This is a genomic window from Vibrio chagasii, assembly GCF_024347355.1.
GTDB lineage: Bacteria > Pseudomonadota > Gammaproteobacteria > Enterobacterales > Vibrionaceae > Vibrio > Vibrio chagasii.
In genome coordinates, this window is sequence record NZ_AP025465.1 from 786,508 (window position 1) to 801,268 (window position 14,761).

General features: G+C 44.1%; 14 protein-coding genes. 11 read left to right on the forward strand and 3 right to left on the reverse strand.

What is annotated here, in order from left to right; genetic code table 11:
* Positions 1–34: 34 nt before the first annotated feature.
* Positions 35–1,186: a methyltransferase gene (locus OCV52_RS03490; RefSeq protein ID WP_105024445.1), complete on the reverse strand. Its 1,152-nt coding sequence runs from the start codon at positions 1,184–1,186 to the stop codon at positions 35–37.
* A 174-nt stretch (positions 1,187–1,360) separates the two neighbouring features.
* Between OCV52_RS03490 and bolA the strand changes: the two genes are divergently transcribed.
* The 9 genes from bolA (at position 1,361) to nqrM (ending at position 9,481) form a co-directional block, all read left to right on the forward strand.
* Positions 1,361–1,669, forward strand: coding sequence for a transcriptional regulator BolA (gene bolA, locus OCV52_RS03495; protein ID WP_004737616.1), 309 nt, complete (start codon positions 1,361–1,363; stop codon positions 1,667–1,669).
* Positions 1,670–2,191: 522 nt separating this feature from the next.
* On the forward strand, positions 2,192–3,532 hold the full coding sequence (locus OCV52_RS03500; protein WP_102423847.1) for a Na(+)-translocating NADH-quinone reductase subunit A: 1,341 nt from the start codon (positions 2,192–2,194) through the stop codon (positions 3,530–3,532).
* 5 nt (positions 3,533–3,537) lie between these two features.
* Positions 3,538–4,782 carry an NADH:ubiquinone reductase (Na(+)-transporting) subunit B gene (locus OCV52_RS03505; protein WP_032551421.1) on the forward strand — a complete coding sequence of 415 codons (1,245 nt, stop codon included), beginning with the start codon at positions 3,538–3,540 and terminating at the stop codon, positions 4,780–4,782.
* On the forward strand, positions 4,772–5,539 hold the full coding sequence (locus OCV52_RS03510) for a Na(+)-translocating NADH-quinone reductase subunit C (RefSeq protein ID WP_102423848.1): 768 nt from the start codon (positions 4,772–4,774) through the stop codon (positions 5,537–5,539). Before OCV52_RS03505 ends, OCV52_RS03510 begins: the two co-directional genes overlap by 11 nt.
* Positions 5,539–6,171: an NADH:ubiquinone reductase (Na(+)-transporting) subunit D gene (locus OCV52_RS03515; protein ID WP_102423849.1), complete on the forward strand. Its 633-nt coding sequence runs from the start codon at positions 5,539–5,541 to the stop codon at positions 6,169–6,171. The genes OCV52_RS03510 and OCV52_RS03515 overlap by 1 nt, the downstream gene beginning before the upstream one ends.
* Positions 6,172–6,178: 7 nt before the next feature.
* On the forward strand, positions 6,179–6,775 hold the full coding sequence (gene nqrE / locus OCV52_RS03520; protein WP_004737621.1) for an NADH:ubiquinone reductase (Na(+)-transporting) subunit E: 597 nt from the start codon (positions 6,179–6,181) through the stop codon (positions 6,773–6,775).
* A 29-nt stretch (positions 6,776–6,804) separates the two neighbouring features.
* Positions 6,805–8,031: an NADH:ubiquinone reductase (Na(+)-transporting) subunit F gene (gene nqrF, locus OCV52_RS03525; protein ID WP_063522726.1), complete on the forward strand. Its 1,227-nt coding sequence runs from the start codon at positions 6,805–6,807 to the stop codon at positions 8,029–8,031.
* A gap of 174 nt (positions 8,032–8,205) precedes the next feature.
* The gene (locus OCV52_RS03530) at positions 8,206–9,210 is read left to right on the forward strand and encodes an FAD:protein FMN transferase (RefSeq protein ID WP_102424961.1); all 1,005 of its coding nucleotides are present in this window, start codon (positions 8,206–8,208) and stop codon (positions 9,208–9,210) included.
* A gap of 16 nt (positions 9,211–9,226) precedes the next feature.
* Entirely contained in the window at positions 9,227–9,481 is a 255-nt protein-coding gene (nqrM, locus tag OCV52_RS03535) for a (Na+)-NQR maturation NqrM (protein WP_004737624.1), read from the forward strand.
* 112 nt (positions 9,482–9,593) lie between these two features.
* Here nqrM and OCV52_RS03540 read toward each other — a convergent pair whose 3' ends face one another.
* A complete protein-coding gene (locus OCV52_RS03540) occupies positions 9,594–10,835 on the reverse strand; it encodes a diguanylate cyclase (protein WP_137407356.1) in 1,242 nt (413 codons plus the stop codon).
* 162 nt (positions 10,836–10,997) lie between these two features.
* On the opposite strand from OCV52_RS03540, the gene dinB reads away from it, so the two are divergent.
* On the forward strand, positions 10,998–12,074 hold the full coding sequence (dinB, locus tag OCV52_RS03545; RefSeq protein ID WP_105024448.1) for a DNA polymerase IV: 1,077 nt from the start codon (positions 10,998–11,000) through the stop codon (positions 12,072–12,074).
* 74 nt (positions 12,075–12,148) lie between these two features.
* Here dinB and OCV52_RS03550 read toward each other — a convergent pair whose 3' ends face one another.
* Positions 12,149–14,083, reverse strand: coding sequence for a RecQ family ATP-dependent DNA helicase (locus OCV52_RS03550; RefSeq protein WP_137407355.1), 1,935 nt, complete (start codon positions 14,081–14,083; stop codon positions 12,149–12,151).
* A gap of 145 nt (positions 14,084–14,228) precedes the next feature.
* Here OCV52_RS03550 and OCV52_RS03555 point away from each other — a divergent pair, with 145 nt between their 5' ends.
* Positions 14,229–14,702 (forward strand): GreA/GreB family elongation factor, encoded by a 474-nt coding sequence (locus tag OCV52_RS03555; RefSeq protein WP_137407354.1) that lies wholly within the window; start codon positions 14,229–14,231, stop codon positions 14,700–14,702.
* Positions 14,703–14,761: the final 59 nt, after the last annotated feature.

The window sequence follows — 14,761 nt, forward strand, 5'->3', positions numbered from 1 at the left end:
CGGTATTTTAAATTCTTATAAAGCAGTCTACTGCCTATTTGTTAAAATTAGCAGGTTCTCTTGTTGCTTGTAATATCTCAAATTTTTGGTTTAGTTCAAGCGTTTCAACGTTCGCTTCACCAAATAATCTTGCTAGTTTGACATCGTATCCGAGGTGTCGGTTGCCAATAACAATTAATTTGCCTCCATTGCTAAGAACATGCTTTGCATCACAGAACATTTGCCATGCAATGTGATCAGTAATCGCTTGCTGTTGATGGAATGGAGGGTTACACAACACTAGGTATGTGCTGTTTTTCTTAAAACCGTCCAAACAGTTGTTAGCAATGAACTGGAAGTTGCCTTCTTCCCCAAGGTTATCTTTTACGTTTTGACGCGCTGATTCTACGGCCATAAAGCTTTCATCGACACACGTAATACGAGCTTGCGGATTCAGTTGACCAGCTTTAACACTCAGTACACCGTTACCACAACCAAGATCGATGATATGACGTAACTCTGGATCTTGAGGGATATGCTCTAGCATATAGCGAGCGCCCTGATCGAGTGCTTCCCCTGAGTAAACATTTGGTAAATTTTTCAGGCGGATATCTTCACCATCAACGTCCCACTCAACGAATGGTTCAACTTTGTGAATAGGCTGACAGTTTGGAGATGAGAACACCAGACGGTGCTTTTTCTTCGCCAGTGATGTTTTGGTTTCACCCAAGTACTTTTCAAACAGATTCAGCGTTGATGTGTGAATCTCTTTTACCTTGTTGACACCGATCACTTGGCAGCCTTCAGGTAAAGCTTGGCGCAATTGGCTTAGTTGCCACACCAAATGGCGGTTGGTTTTTGGTAGCTGCATCAGTACCAGATCAATACCGTGAGGGATATCATCCATGGTGTTTAAAAAGTTGACGCGATTGCACTGATTACGCTGTAAGTTTTTCAGGCCGCCACGATGAGAGATAAACGAGTCGCTCATCATGGTCACATCGTGATCTTTTGAGAACCAAGCGGATAGGGCACCAAAGCTGTCGTTTAAGATCAGAATGTGTTTGCCAGGTTCAAGGTTCATCTCTTCAACATGGTTAATAATGTATTCGTCGCCCGCATCCCAAGCTTGAAGCGTTTCATTTGAACGTTTAGGGAAACGATGTAAGGTCAAGGTTCTATCGTGAAGGGTAAGTTCAGTTTTCATTACTTGGGATACTTATGTGAGAAATAACAAAGATATTGTCTCAAATGCGAGCTGAACAAGATAGGGAAAACTCGATTAAACCTATGCTGTTCGTTATTAAATACTCAGACAGTAGCCTTGTTAGGGTTTATACTCATCCCACAGATAATGCCAACCCGTTATTAAGGAATCACAATGATCCAAGAAGTTATCGAAACAAAATTGCACAATGAGTTTTCACCAAGTCACTTGAACGTGATTAATGAGAGCTATATGCACAATGTTCCGGCTGGTTCTGAGAGTCATTTTAAGGTGATTGTTGTGAGCGATGCGTTTGAAGGTTTACGTCTTATTGCTCGTCACCGAGCGGTAAATAAAGCACTTTCAGAAGAGCTAGCGAACAATATTCACGCTTTATCTATTCACACTTATACAAAAGATGAATGGTTGAAGCAGCTAGATAACGTGCCAGACAGCCCAATGTGTATGGGTGGGGGCAAGTAATAGATTTAATACATATAAAAAGAGGTGGCTATGCCGCCTTTTTTATCGCCCAAATTATCTGTTTCTTGCCGTTATATCACTCAAACTGATGGCAAATTAAACGTCTAAAAATACCTACAATGAGTAGTGTTTTTATTAACAGTGTTTCAACATAACTCATAAAATATTAGTTTGTGACAGAGTGTTAATCTCTTGTTTAAAACACCTTTCAAAAGCCAATTTATCTGTGCGGCTCGTCAAATTTATACATATTTAAGAGTCCATATGCTTCAATTCTCACCAAATAAACGTGCTATTCAAGTTATTGGTCATGGCATCAAGATGCCAAAAAATGCTAGAATACGGCACCTGATAAATCTCACATGATTTGTGTGAGAATTTTATTAAGATAATGTTGCGATTTTGGTATCTCAAATTTACCAAAACCGGACACTGTAATGTCGTGTCTAAGGGCGATTTTAAAACGTCCTGAATTTACGCAATTAAAAGAATCTTTTTCCCGATAAAGTAGTGCAAGTGCGTATGATTACAATAAAGAAGGGTTTGGATCTTCCTATCGCAGGAACTCCATCCCAGGTGATTAATGATGGTAAGTCCATCACTAAAGTCGCCTTGCTTGGCGAAGAGTACGTTGGTATGCGTCCTACGATGCATGCTCGCGTTGGTGATGAAGTGAAGAAAGGCCAAGTTCTTTTTGCAGATAAAAAGAACCCAGGTGTTGTATTTACTTCTCCAGCAAGCGGTAAAGTTATTGAAGTGAACCGTGGTGCTAAGCGTGTTCTTCAATCTCTAGTGATTGAAGTAGCAGGCAATGAGCAAATCACGTTCAATAGCTATGAAGCTAACCAACTAGCAGATCTTGACCGTGAAACGGTTAAAGCTCAGTTAGTTGAGTCTGGTTCATGGACCGCTTTGCGAACTCGTCCGTTCAGCAAGGTTCCAGCAATTGATTCTGAAACTCAGGCTATTTTCGTAACTGCTATGGATACAAATCCGCTAGCAGCTGAGCCAGAATTAATCATTAACGAGCAGTCTGATGCTTTCGTTGCTGGTTTAGATATTCTTTCAACTCTGACTAACGGTAAAGTGTACGTTTGTAAAAAAGGTACTAGCTTACCTCGTTCAGCTCAGTCTAACGTTGAAGAACATGTTTTTGATGGCCCACACCCTGCAGGTCTTGCAGGTACGCATATGCATTACCTATACCCGGTAAATGCAGAAAACGTAGCGTGGAGCATTAACTACCAAGATGTTATCGCATTCGGTAAGCTTTTCCTTACTGGTGAGCTTTACACTGATCGTGTTGTTTCTCTGGCTGGTCCAGTAGTAAACAACCCGCGTCTAGTTCGTACTCAAATTGGTGCTAGCCTTGAAGAGTTGACAGACAGCGAGCTAATGCCAGGCGAAGTTCGTGTGATTTCTGGTTCTGTACTAACTGGTACACAAGCAACCGGTCCACATGCTTACCTCGGTCGTTACCATCAGCAAGTTTCTGTTCTACGTGAAGGTCGTGATAAAGAGCTATTCGGCTGGGCTATGCCTGGTAAGAACAAGTTCTCTGTTACTCGTTCATTCCTTGGTCACCTGTTTAAAGGTCAGTTGTTCAACATGACAACGACTACAAACGGTAGTGATCGCTCAATGGTTCCAATCGGTAACTACGAGCGCGTAATGCCTCTAGATATGGAACCTACATTGCTGCTTCGTGATCTATGTGCAGGCGACGTTGATAGTGCACAAGCACTAGGTGCGCTAGAGCTAGATGAAGAAGATTTGGCATTGTGTACCTTTGTATGCCCAGGTAAGTACGAGTACGGTCAACTACTTCGTGAATGCCTAGATACGATTGAGAAGGAAGGGTAATTTTCATGGGCCTTAAAAAGTTTCTTGAAGACATCGAGCATCATTTTGAGCCAGGTGGTAAACACGAGAAGTGGTTCGCGCTTTACGAAGCAGCGGCTACAGTGTTCTACACGCCAGGTCTTATCACAAAGAAAAGCTCGCACGTTCGTGATAGCGTTGACTTAAAACGTATCATGATCATGGTTTGGTTCGCGGTATTCCCAGCTATGTTCTGGGGTATGTACAACGCGGGTGGCCAAGCTATCGCTGCACTTAACCACATGTACGCAGGCGCTGAGCTAGCATCTGTAATCGATGGTAACTGGCACTACTGGCTAACTCAAATGCTTGGCGCCTCCTTAGGAGCCGATGCGGGTGTTGGCAGTAAGATGCTACTTGGTGCGACTTACTTCCTACCTATCTACGCAACGGTATTTATCGTTGGTGGTTTCTGGGAAGTTCTGTTCTGTATGGTGCGTAAGCACGAAGTTAACGAAGGTTTCTTTGTAACTTCTATCCTGTTTGCGCTTATCGTTCCGCCAACACTTCCTCTATGGCAAGCAGCTCTAGGTATTACCTTCGGTGTTGTTGTTGCTAAAGAGATCTTTGGTGGTACAGGTCGTAACTTCCTAAACCCTGCGCTTGCTGGCCGTGCGTTCCTATTCTTTGCATACCCTGCACAGATTTCAGGTGACGTAGTTTGGACTGCTGCAGATGGTTTCTCTGGTGCAACTGCGCTTAGCCAATGGGCTCAAGGCGGCGGTAGCGCGCTAGTGAACACAGTATCTGGTGAAGCAATCACTTGGATGGATGCGTTCATTGGTAACATCCCAGGTTCTATCGGTGAAGTATCGACTCTAGCACTTATGATTGGTGCAGCGATGATCGTTTACATGCGTATCGCTTCATGGCGCATCATTGCTGGTGTAATGATCGGTATGATTGCTGTGTCTACGCTATTCAATGTGATCGGTTCTGATACTAACGCAATGTTCAGCATGCCTTGGCACTGGCACCTAGTTCTAGGTGGCTTCGCATTCGGTATGTTCTTCATGGCGACAGACCCTGTATCAGCTTCATTTACCAACAAAGGTAAGTGGTGGTACGGCATCCTAATCGGCGCAATGTGTGTAATGATCCGTGTAGTTAACCCTGCATACCCAGAAGGCATGATGCTTGCGATTCTATTCGCAAACCTATTTGCTCCTCTGTTTGACCACGTTGTAATCGAGAAGAACATTAAGCGGAGACTAGCTCGCTATGGCAAGTAATAACGATAGCATTAAAAAGACGCTGTTTGTTGTTATCGCATTGAGCCTAGTGTGCTCAATCATCGTTTCAACAGCTGCAGTTGTTCTTAAACCTAAGCAACAAGCTAACGCGGTTCTGGATCAGCAAACTAAGATCCTAGAAGTTGCAGGTGTTGACCTTGAAGGTGACATCCCAGCGCTGTACGCAGAGAACATCGAACCTCGTCTAGTTGATTTCGCTACTGGTGATTTCGTTGACGGTGATGCTTCTGCATACGACCAACGTAAAGCGGCAAAAGATCCAGCTCAGTCAATCAAGCTTTCAGCTGAAGATGACATCGCTAAGATCCTTCGTCGTGCTAACACAGGTACTGTATACCTAGTGAAAGACGGTGCTGAAACTACTAAAGTTATCATCCCTGTTCACGGTAACGGCCTATGGTCAATGATGTACGCATTCGTTGCGGTAGAAACTGATGGCAACACAGTTTCTGGTATCACTTACTACGAGCAAGGTGAAACTCCTGGACTTGGTGGTGAAGTTGAGAACCCAACTTGGCGTGCTCAATTCGTTGGTAAGAAATTATTCGACGAAAACCACAAGCCAGCTATCAAGGTAGTTAAAGGTGGTGCTCCTGAAGGTACTGAGCACGGTGTTGATGGCCTTTCTGGTGCAACACTGACCAGTGTTGGCGTTCAACATACATTTGACTTCTGGTTAGGTGATATGGGCTTTGGTCCGTTCCTAGCAAAAGTTCGTGACGGAGGTCTGAACTAATGTCTAGTGCAAAAGAAATTAAAAAGAGCATTTTAGCGCCAGTATTGGATAACAACCCAATCGCGCTACAGGTTCTTGGTGTGTGTTCTGCTCTTGCGGTAACCACTAAGCTAGAAACAGCATTTGTTATGACTATCGCGGTAATGTTTGTTACTGCTCTGTCTAACTTCTTCGTTTCTCTAATCCGTAACCACATTCCTAACAGTGTGCGTATCATCGTTCAGATGGCAATTATCGCATCATTAGTAATCGTGGTAGACCAAGTGCTAAAAGCATACCTATACGATATCTCTAAGCAGCTATCTGTATTCGTAGGCCTAATCATTACTAACTGTATTGTAATGGGTCGTGCTGAAGCATTCGCAATGAAGTCTGCGCCAATCCCATCTCTAATCGATGGTCTTGGTAACGGTCTTGGTTACGGTTTCGTTCTTATCACTGTTGGTTTCTTCCGTGAGCTTCTAGGCTCTGGCAAACTATTTGGTATGGAAGTACTACCTCTAGTGAGCAACGGTGGTTGGTATCAGCCAAACGGCTTGATGCTTCTAGCACCTTCTGCATTCTTCCTAATTGGTTTCTTGATTTGGGCGATTCGTACGTTCAAACCAGAGCAAGTAGAAGCGAAGGGGTAAGGTAGTCATGGAACATTATATTAGTCTGCTAGTTAAATCGATTTTTATCGAAAACATGGCGCTTTCTTTCTTCCTAGGTATGTGTACATTCCTAGCGGTATCTAAGAAAGTTAAAACTTCTTTTGGTCTTGGTGTTGCGGTAGTTGTAGTACTTACAATCGCTGTTCCTGTGAACAACCTTGTTTACACAAACATTCTGAAAGAAAACGCGCTTGTTGAAGGTGTCGATTTAAGTTTCCTTAACTTCATCGCATTCATCGGTGTTATCGCGGCACTTGTACAAATCCTAGAGATGGTTCTAGACCGTTTCTTCCCACCTTTGTACAACGCACTAGGTATCTTCCTTCCACTGATCACAGTTAACTGTGCAATCTTTGGTGGTGTATCTTTCATGGTAACTCGTGACTACAACTTTGCTGAATCTGTTGTTTACGGCTTCGGTTCTGGTGTGGGTTGGATGTTAGCTATCGTTGCTCTTGCGGGTATCCGTGAGAAGATGAAGTACTCTGACGTACCTCCTGGTCTACGTGGCCTTGGTATCACGTTCATTACTGTTGGTCTGATGGCGTTAGGCTTTATGTCTTTCTCTGGTGTTCAACTGTAGGGTAAGCACCCAGTAATAAGGAATAACAAATGCAAAGCATTATTCTTGGCGTAGCGATGTTTACCATTATTGTATTGGCTTTAGTGCTAGTGATTCTATTCGCTAAATCTAAGCTAGTACCATCAGGTGACATCACTATTTCAGTAAATGGCGACCCTGAAAAGGCGATCGTTACTCAACCTGGTAGCAAGCTACTTGGTGCCCTAGCGGGTGCTGGTATCTTCGTATCTTCTGCTTGTGGTGGCGGTGGCTCTTGTGGTCAGTGTCGTGTAAAAGTTAAGTCTGGCGGTGGCGACATCCTACCAACTGAACTTGATCACATCACAAAAGGCGAAGCTCGCGAAGGCGAACGTCTTGCATGTCAAGTTGCTATGAAAACTGACATGGAGATTGAACTAGACGAAGATATCTTTGGTGTTAAAAAGTGGGAATGTACTGTTATCTCGAATAACAACGAAGCTACTTTCATCAAAGAACTTGCACTAGCAATCCCTGAAGGTGAAGAAGTACCGTTCCGCGCGGGTGGTTACATTCAGATTGAAGCTGAACCACATCACGTGAAATACGCAGATTACGATATTCCTGAGGAATACCGTGGTGACTGGGATAAGTTCAACCTATTCCGTTACGAGTCTATCGTTAAAGAACATTCAATCCGTGCTTACTCAATGGCTTCATACCCAGAAGAGAAAGGCATCATTAAGTTGAACGTTCGTATCGCGACTCCGCCGCCAAACAACCCAGACGTAGCTCCAGGTGTGATGTCTTCATACATCTGGTCTCTTAAGCCTGGTGACAAGTGTACGATTTCTGGTCCATTTGGTGAGTTCTTCGCTAAAGACACAGACAACGAAATGGTATTCATCGGTGGTGGTGCAGGTATGGCGCCTATGCGTTCTCATATCTTCGACCAACTTAAGCGTCTTAAGTCTACTCGTAAGATGTCTTACTGGTACGGCGCACGTTCTAAGCGTGAGATGTTCTACATTGAAGATTTCGATGGTCTAGCGGCTGCAAACGAAAACTTCGTGTGGCACTGTGCACTGTCTGATCCTCAACCAGAGGACAACTGGGACGGTTACACTGGTTTCATCCACAACGTATTGTACGAAAACTACCTGAAGGACCACGAAGCTCCTGAAGATTGTGAGTACTACATGTGTGGTCCACCGATGATGAACGCTGCTGTTATCGGCATGCTGAAAGATCTTGGTGTAGAAGATGAAAACATCCTACTAGATGACTTCGGTGGTTAATCCACTTAAGTGATTGATATTATGGCTGACTCCTACGAGTCAGCCATTTGTTTTTCTAAGACAGCTTTTGACAACATACTGGCTTATATAAGAAAGAGTAAGGCATTCAAAATACCTATTTTTTACTCTTATTTTTCCTTATATAAATCCTCAACATTAGACAGGAGTAAGCAAGTGAGAATTTGGCTTGTTGCATTAACTTCTTTGATTTTTCTTGCGGGCTGTGAGCAGTCAAGAGAGCAAGTGCATTTGAGTGGCCCAACGATGGGCACGAGTTACAATATTAAATACATCAACAGTGATGAATTTCCTGAGTCTAATGAAGTTCATACTGAAATCGATCGTCTACTTGAAGAAGTAAACGACCAGATGTCGACGTACCGTGAAGATTCAGAGTTGAGCCGCTTTAACCAATACAAAGGTGCTGACGCATTCGAAGTGTCTGAGCAAACAGCGACGGTTGTGAAAGAAGCGATTCGTTTGAACGGTCTTACTGAAGGAGCACTGGATGTAACGGTTGGTCCATTAGTTAACTTATGGGGCTTTGGTCCTGAAGCTCGCCCTGAAGTTGTGCCATCAGATGAAGAGCTGGCGGCTCGTAAGGCTAAGATTGGTATTCATCACCTTAGCGTTGAAGGTAATATGTTGAAGAAAGACCTACCTAACCTGTATGTCGATCTATCCACGATTGCAAAAGGTTGGGGCGTTGATGTCGTCGCTGACTACCTTGATTCTATCGGTATTCACAACTATATGGTTGAAGTCGGTGGCGAAATTCGTCTGAAAGGTTTAAACCGTGAGAACGTGGGCTGGCGTATCGCGATTGAGAAACCAAGCGTTGACGAGCGTAATATCCAAGAGATCATCGAGCCGGGTGATATGGCTATCGCAACCTCTGGTGATTACCGTAACTATTTTGAACGTGATGGTGTTCGTTACTCACACATCATCAACCCTGAAACAGGAAAGCCTCTTCACCATAAAGTGGTTTCTGTAACAGTTTTAAACTCGTCTTCAATGACTGCAGACGGTTTATCTACAGGCCTTATGGTCTTAGGTGAAGAGAAAGGAATGGAAGTCGCAAACCAACATAACATCCCAGTGTTCATGGTGGTAAAAACAGCAGATGGCTTTAAAGAAGTTGCTTCTGAAGCATTTAAGCCATACTTAGGTAAATAAGGTAAGCGAGAAAATTATGAATACATTTCTGATTACATTTGGTGTTTTTCTAGCTGTGATTACAGCAATGTCTATTGGCTACATCATTCAAAAGAAAGTAGTTAAAGGTAGCTGTGGTGGCTTAGGTGCAGTTGGTATTGATAAAGTATGTAACTGCCCAGAACCTTGTGATGCGCGTAAAAAGCGTGAAGCTCGTGAAGCTTACCGCGAAGAGAAACTGGCCGAGCGTCAGCAAAAAGAAGCTGCTTGGAATAAAGATCGTATTGCTTAATCAGCGATATTGATTGGGAGCGAATTAAGCTTTCCAAGAACAGAAGCCCAAGGTATGTGCCTTGGGCTTTTTTTGTTTTTCGCTAATTGGATTCATGCTTAGAAAGGTTCAGCTACTCGTTAACTAACTGAAGATTATTGCGAGCGCACACTAGCTGGTTTCGACCTTGTTCTTTAGCGGTATAAAGCAGTTCGTCGGCGGCTTTAATCTGTTCATCTAAAGAGCCCATTTGATCGGTTACCCCAATGCTCATGGTCACTTTAATGATTTGTGAATCATGCATCACTTGGTGACTTTCAATTGCATCTCTCATGGATTCCAACTCTTCCACAAACTGTTCAAATGGGCCGCAAGATTGAATGCAAAATTCTTCTCCGCCAAAACGAACGGGTAAGTCATCTTTAAAGTGTTGCTTGATAATTTTTCCAACTTCAATCAACACCGCATCACCACCATCGTGACCATAGGTATCATTCACTTTCTTAAAGAAGTCGATATCCATCATGGCAATATTGCGCTCTTCACAACCTTTACACGTCTGATTAAATAAATAACGACGGTTCCATAGGCCAGTAAGGGCATCCTCGTTAGCGTGACGAAACAGCTCACTCGTCGCTTCTTTCATATCGAGGAGTTGATGAATTCGACAGAAGAATTCTTCTTGATTAAAGGGCTTATAGAGGAAATCATTGGCGCCAGCTTTAAGGAAACGAGCGGTCATGGTGCGGTCATCACTGCCTGATAAGCCAAGGATAGCGAGTTGGTTACGGTCGTGCTGCACTCGAATGTCACGAGTCATCGAAATACCGTCTTTATTTGGCATATCGTGGTCAGTGACCACAACGGTGATATCAGGATCGTTTTGCAGCAGTGCGAGCGCTTGCTCTCCATCTTCTGCCTGAACGGTTTGAATATATTGGTGTTCAAGAAGTTGAACGACATATCGGCGAACCACAGCAGAATCATCAACAACCAGAGCTTTATGGTGTCGATTATTCGAGATTCGTTTTACAAGCGGTAGCAAGTAACTGACCGATGACATGCTGTCTTTGAGGATGTAATCCAACACACCTTTAGCCAGAACTTGTTCTCGTAGGGTGTTGTTGAACATGCCGGTAAGCACGATGATTTTTTGCTGATAGCCGAGCACTAAATCAATGATCTCACCATCTTGGCCGTCAGGTAGGCAGTAGTCGAGCACGGCGCACAAGAAATCCGTCCCTTGCTCTAAGATAGCTTTGGCTTCAGCCACAGATTCTGCGAGCGCAACTTCATAACCATCGTTTTTAAATTGCTGGTAAAGGTAGTTTCTGAATGCGCGACTGTCCTCTACTACTAGTATTTTTTCACTCAAAAGCTATCCCTACTTATAGACTAAATACTCCTAACAATACTATCAGAAGAGTAGGTGGCGATTGAAGCTAAACCTGTTGAGCTGGACTCTAGATCATTTTAAAACCAACAATTATCCATTATACTGTTCATAGATACAGTTGTAAGGTTGAATTACTGGTTGATGTGTAGTGCGGACCAAGAGAAAGTGAGAAAAATAATCCATGTCGATATGGACTGTTTTTACGCGGCTGTAGAAATGCGAGATAACCCGGCTTACCGTAATCGACCGTTAGCCGTAGGCGGGCATGAAAAGCAGCGTGGTGTGCTCAGCACATGCAATTATGAAGCGCGTAAGTTTGGTGTTCGTTCGGCCATGCCGACAGCTAAAGCGCTACAACTCTGTCCTAACTTGTTAGTTGTGCCGGGAAGAATGTCGGTTTATGTCGAGATCTCTAAAAAGATCCGTGAGATTTTCTCTCGATATACTTCGGTGATCGAACCGTTGTCGTTGGATGAAGCATTTCTTGATGTGACCGACTCAAAGCAGTGTCATGGCTCGGCAACGTTAATAGCAGAGTCGATTCGTCGTGATATTTGGAATGAACTTAATCTAACGGCGTCTGCCGGTATTGCTCCTATAAAGTTTTTGGCGAAAGTGGCTTCGGATATGAATAAGCCTAACGGGCAATTCGTTATCCCTCCACAAGACGTGCAAGCGGTGATCGATGAACTACCACTTGAAAAGATCCCCGGTGTTGGCAAGGTGAGCATTGAAAAGCTTCACCAAGCGGGCTTTTTTACCTGCAAGGATATAAAAGAGTCTGATTATCGCGATCTATTACTGAAATTTGGTCGCCAGGGCGCCTCGCTGTGGAAGCGCAGCCATGGTATCGATGAGCGAGAAGTCATTGTCGAGCGTGAGCGAAAGTCTGTTGGGGTTGAAAGAACCTTTACCCAAAACATATCGACTTACGCCGAGTGTTGGCAAGTGATAGAAGACAAGCTGTTTCCTGAACTTGAAACTCGATTGGAAAAGGCGAGCCCAAGCAAAGCGATCATCAAACAGGGTATTAAGCTCAAATTCGCTGATTTCCAACAAACCACTATTGAGCACATTCATGCTTCTCTAGACCGCGAGCACTTCAAAGAGCTGTTAAGTGAAATACTCAAAAGGCAGCAAGGGCGAGAGATACGCTTACTGGGTTTGAGTGTGATGTTGCAGCCCAAAGACCAAATGCGTCAGCTGAGCTTTTTCTAAAGACAGAGATTGGCGAGTGCTTTTCATAAAAACCGACTTCGCTTTGCGGCATAGTCGGTTTTTATCGTTTAGAGTTATCTTGGAAGCTGTTTTACGCGCGCTAAGGTGTCGGCGAAAGGTTGTTGCTCTAACTTTCCGTAGCCAGCCATTTTGCTTGCTTTAAGCTTGGTCGAAAGTGGGGTGGCGATTCCACAGAGAAAACGAGTGATGGCTTCGTCGGTAATCAGTTGCTGGCTTGCAGAAATAAACTCATGAATCCATGTCATGACTGTCTCATCATCGACCGATTCAACATCAACGCTTGGTAAGGTTGCTACTTGACCGCGGCATACAGAGCAGTGACCGCAGGCTTTTGGCGCTTCGTTGTCTGCAAAGTAGCTTGCTAGGCGAGAGCTTAGGCACGTGTCAGCCTCAAAGAAGCTCAGCATTTGATTGAGACGATTTATCTCGCTGTTCTCTTTTGCTTTAAACAACTCTGTAAGTCGCTCAGATAACTGCATTATCTCTTCAGAAGTATTGTGGATCGCATAAACATCGGTGATCTGTTTACTTTCCAACTCAATCCAGCCTTGCTCGTTAAAGTAATCGATAGCGGCAATCACGCGTTGACGATCAGCTTGGAAGTGAGTCCAAAGAGCTTCGAAGTCGACCTGGCACCAAACTCTCGCTTGCGGAGAACACTGGAAGATCGCTTCCACGAAGCTACGACGCTCACCTTGGAACTGTTCGGTTATCTGCTGTTTAGGGCGAATGAACTTAAATTTATAGTCAGCGAAGTAGCTGTATTTAGGCTCAATGACGCCTTCAATTTCAAGGTAAACCAGTAACGTTTTGAGTGGCAGCTGACGAATGTTCGATTCACGCGAAAGCTGGTTAAGCATGATTTCCCATTGATTAGCGCTAGACGGCCCAATATTTTGGTTTTCGTAGATCTCTCTCAATACTGCTTGGATGGATATGTTGTCCGGCGTATCGCCAAACACGAAGTTCTCAAGCGTGCTCAAGCCGTGTTTATTGGCCAGTAAGATACACTCAGAAGTTTGTCCATCACGGCCAGCTCTTCCTATCTCTTGGGAGTAGTTCTCTATCGATTTAGGTAAGTCAAAATGAATCACTCGGCGGATATTTGATTTGTCCACGCCCATGCCAAATGCAATCGTTGCCACAATACAGTGCACGTCATCATTCATGAATTGCTGTTGAATAGCATCTCTATTTTCTGGTTTAAGACCGGCGTGATAAGCCACAGAGTTAACCCCGGCATTACGGAGTTGTTGAGCAACCATCTCTGCCGTTTGCTGCAGAGTAACATAGACAATGGTGGGTGCTTGCGCTGCTTGGTTGACCACATTACACAAGCTTTCTAACTTGTTAGCTTGTTCACATGGCTGAATAGATAAGTCGAGGTTTTTACGATAGAAGCCTGTCACCACAACACGATCTTCATCGATATCGAACTTAGACTTCATATCTTGAATAACAGATGTTGTGGCTGTCGCTGTGAGCAGCAGTACCTGAGGAATGTTAAGCTGCTTTTGATATTGAGGCAGCTTGAGGTAGTCTGGTCTGAAGTTGTGGCCCCATTCAGAAATACAGTGTGCTTCATCGACCACAAGCAACGAGATAGGCACTTGTGAAATAAACTGGCGAAAGCGTTCGTTCTTCAGTCGCTCGACTGAGATCATCAGGATCTTTGTGTCTCCGCTGCGTACGGATTGCATTACTTGCTGGGTGGTTTGCCTGTCTTGGCTTGATTCGATTGCAGCCGCGCTGATGCCTTTGCTGTGTAGGAAAGCGAGTTGGTCTTTCATCAAGGCGAGCAGTGGTGATATCACCAAGGTAAGGTGGGGCAACTCTAAAGCGGGTAGCTGATAACAGAGTGATTTCCCCGAACCTGTCGGGAATATTGCCGCTGTCGAGTGACCAGATAGAACATTATCAATGACTTGCTTCTGTCCGTTTCTCAGTGAATCGAATCCGAATACTTGTTTTAGCTTCTGCTCAATCATTTGTGTTCTACCTGAATTAATAAGTGTTGTCTTGATGCTAAAGCGAGCGCTGATTGACGATAGCGTCGCTTGAGGTATCAAATCTCTTGCACCTGATTGTACCTAATTCTATTCTGTAGCTCCTATAGAAAAGCACCCCAATAGTATGAATAAGTCTGAGCTCCGCCAAATAATCTTAGAGCAACTTGAATCTCGAGTACGTATCGCGCAGTCCGCTACACAGCGTGCCATTGATGCTGCGACTGATGAAGAGACAGTTCCTGAACACAAGTACGACACGTTGGCGCTGGAAGCCTCGTACCTTGCTCACGGACAAGCGGTTAGGGTACAAGAGTGCGAAGAGGATATTCAGTGTTACCGAAACCTAGTTTTACGTGACAGTGAGAAGGTAACAGTGAGTAGCTACGTTGTGGTGATTGACGATCATGATCAATATAAGCATTTTTTCATGGGGCCAAGAGTCGGTGGGCTGTCTGTTACCTGGAATGGTAATGAGGTATCTATTGTGACTGCGAATGCGCCTTTTGGTCGGGCGCTTATGGGGAAAGAAGTCGGCGACGAGATTGAGTTTAGCGTCGCTGATAAACCGTTTTGTTACGAAGTGGTTTCTATTGATTGAGCCCCGGGTAAATTGATATAAAACCTTGCCCTGACAAAGAAGCATAAACTCGGGGTATA

Coding starts and splice junctions, on each gene's coding strand:
- OCV52_RS03515 (WP_102423849.1), top strand. CDS start 5,539: ATGTCTAGTGCAAAAGAAATTAAAAAGAGCATTTTAGCGCCAGTATTG.
- nqrM (WP_004737624.1), top strand. CDS start 9,227: ATGAATACATTTCTGATTACATTTGGTGTTTTTCTAGCTGTGATTACA.
- OCV52_RS03550 (WP_137407355.1), bottom strand. CDS start 14,083: ATGATTGAGCAGAAGCTAAAACAAGTATTCGGATTCGATTCACTGAGA.
- dinB (WP_105024448.1), top strand. CDS start 10,998: ATGTGTAGTGCGGACCAAGAGAAAGTGAGAAAAATAATCCATGTCGAT.
- OCV52_RS03510 (WP_102423848.1), top strand. CDS start 4,772: ATGGCAAGTAATAACGATAGCATTAAAAAGACGCTGTTTGTTGTTATC.
- nqrE (WP_004737621.1), top strand. CDS start 6,179: ATGGAACATTATATTAGTCTGCTAGTTAAATCGATTTTTATCGAAAAC.
- OCV52_RS03505 (WP_032551421.1), top strand. CDS start 3,538: ATGGGCCTTAAAAAGTTTCTTGAAGACATCGAGCATCATTTTGAGCCA.
- bolA (WP_004737616.1), top strand. CDS start 1,361: ATGATCCAAGAAGTTATCGAAACAAAATTGCACAATGAGTTTTCACCA.
- OCV52_RS03500 (WP_102423847.1), top strand. CDS start 2,192: ATGATTACAATAAAGAAGGGTTTGGATCTTCCTATCGCAGGAACTCCA.
- OCV52_RS03555 (WP_137407354.1), top strand. CDS start 14,229: ATGAATAAGTCTGAGCTCCGCCAAATAATCTTAGAGCAACTTGAATCT.
- OCV52_RS03490 (WP_105024445.1), bottom strand. CDS start 1,186: ATGAAAACTGAACTTACCCTTCACGATAGAACCTTGACCTTACATCGT.
- nqrF (WP_063522726.1), top strand. CDS start 6,805: ATGCAAAGCATTATTCTTGGCGTAGCGATGTTTACCATTATTGTATTG.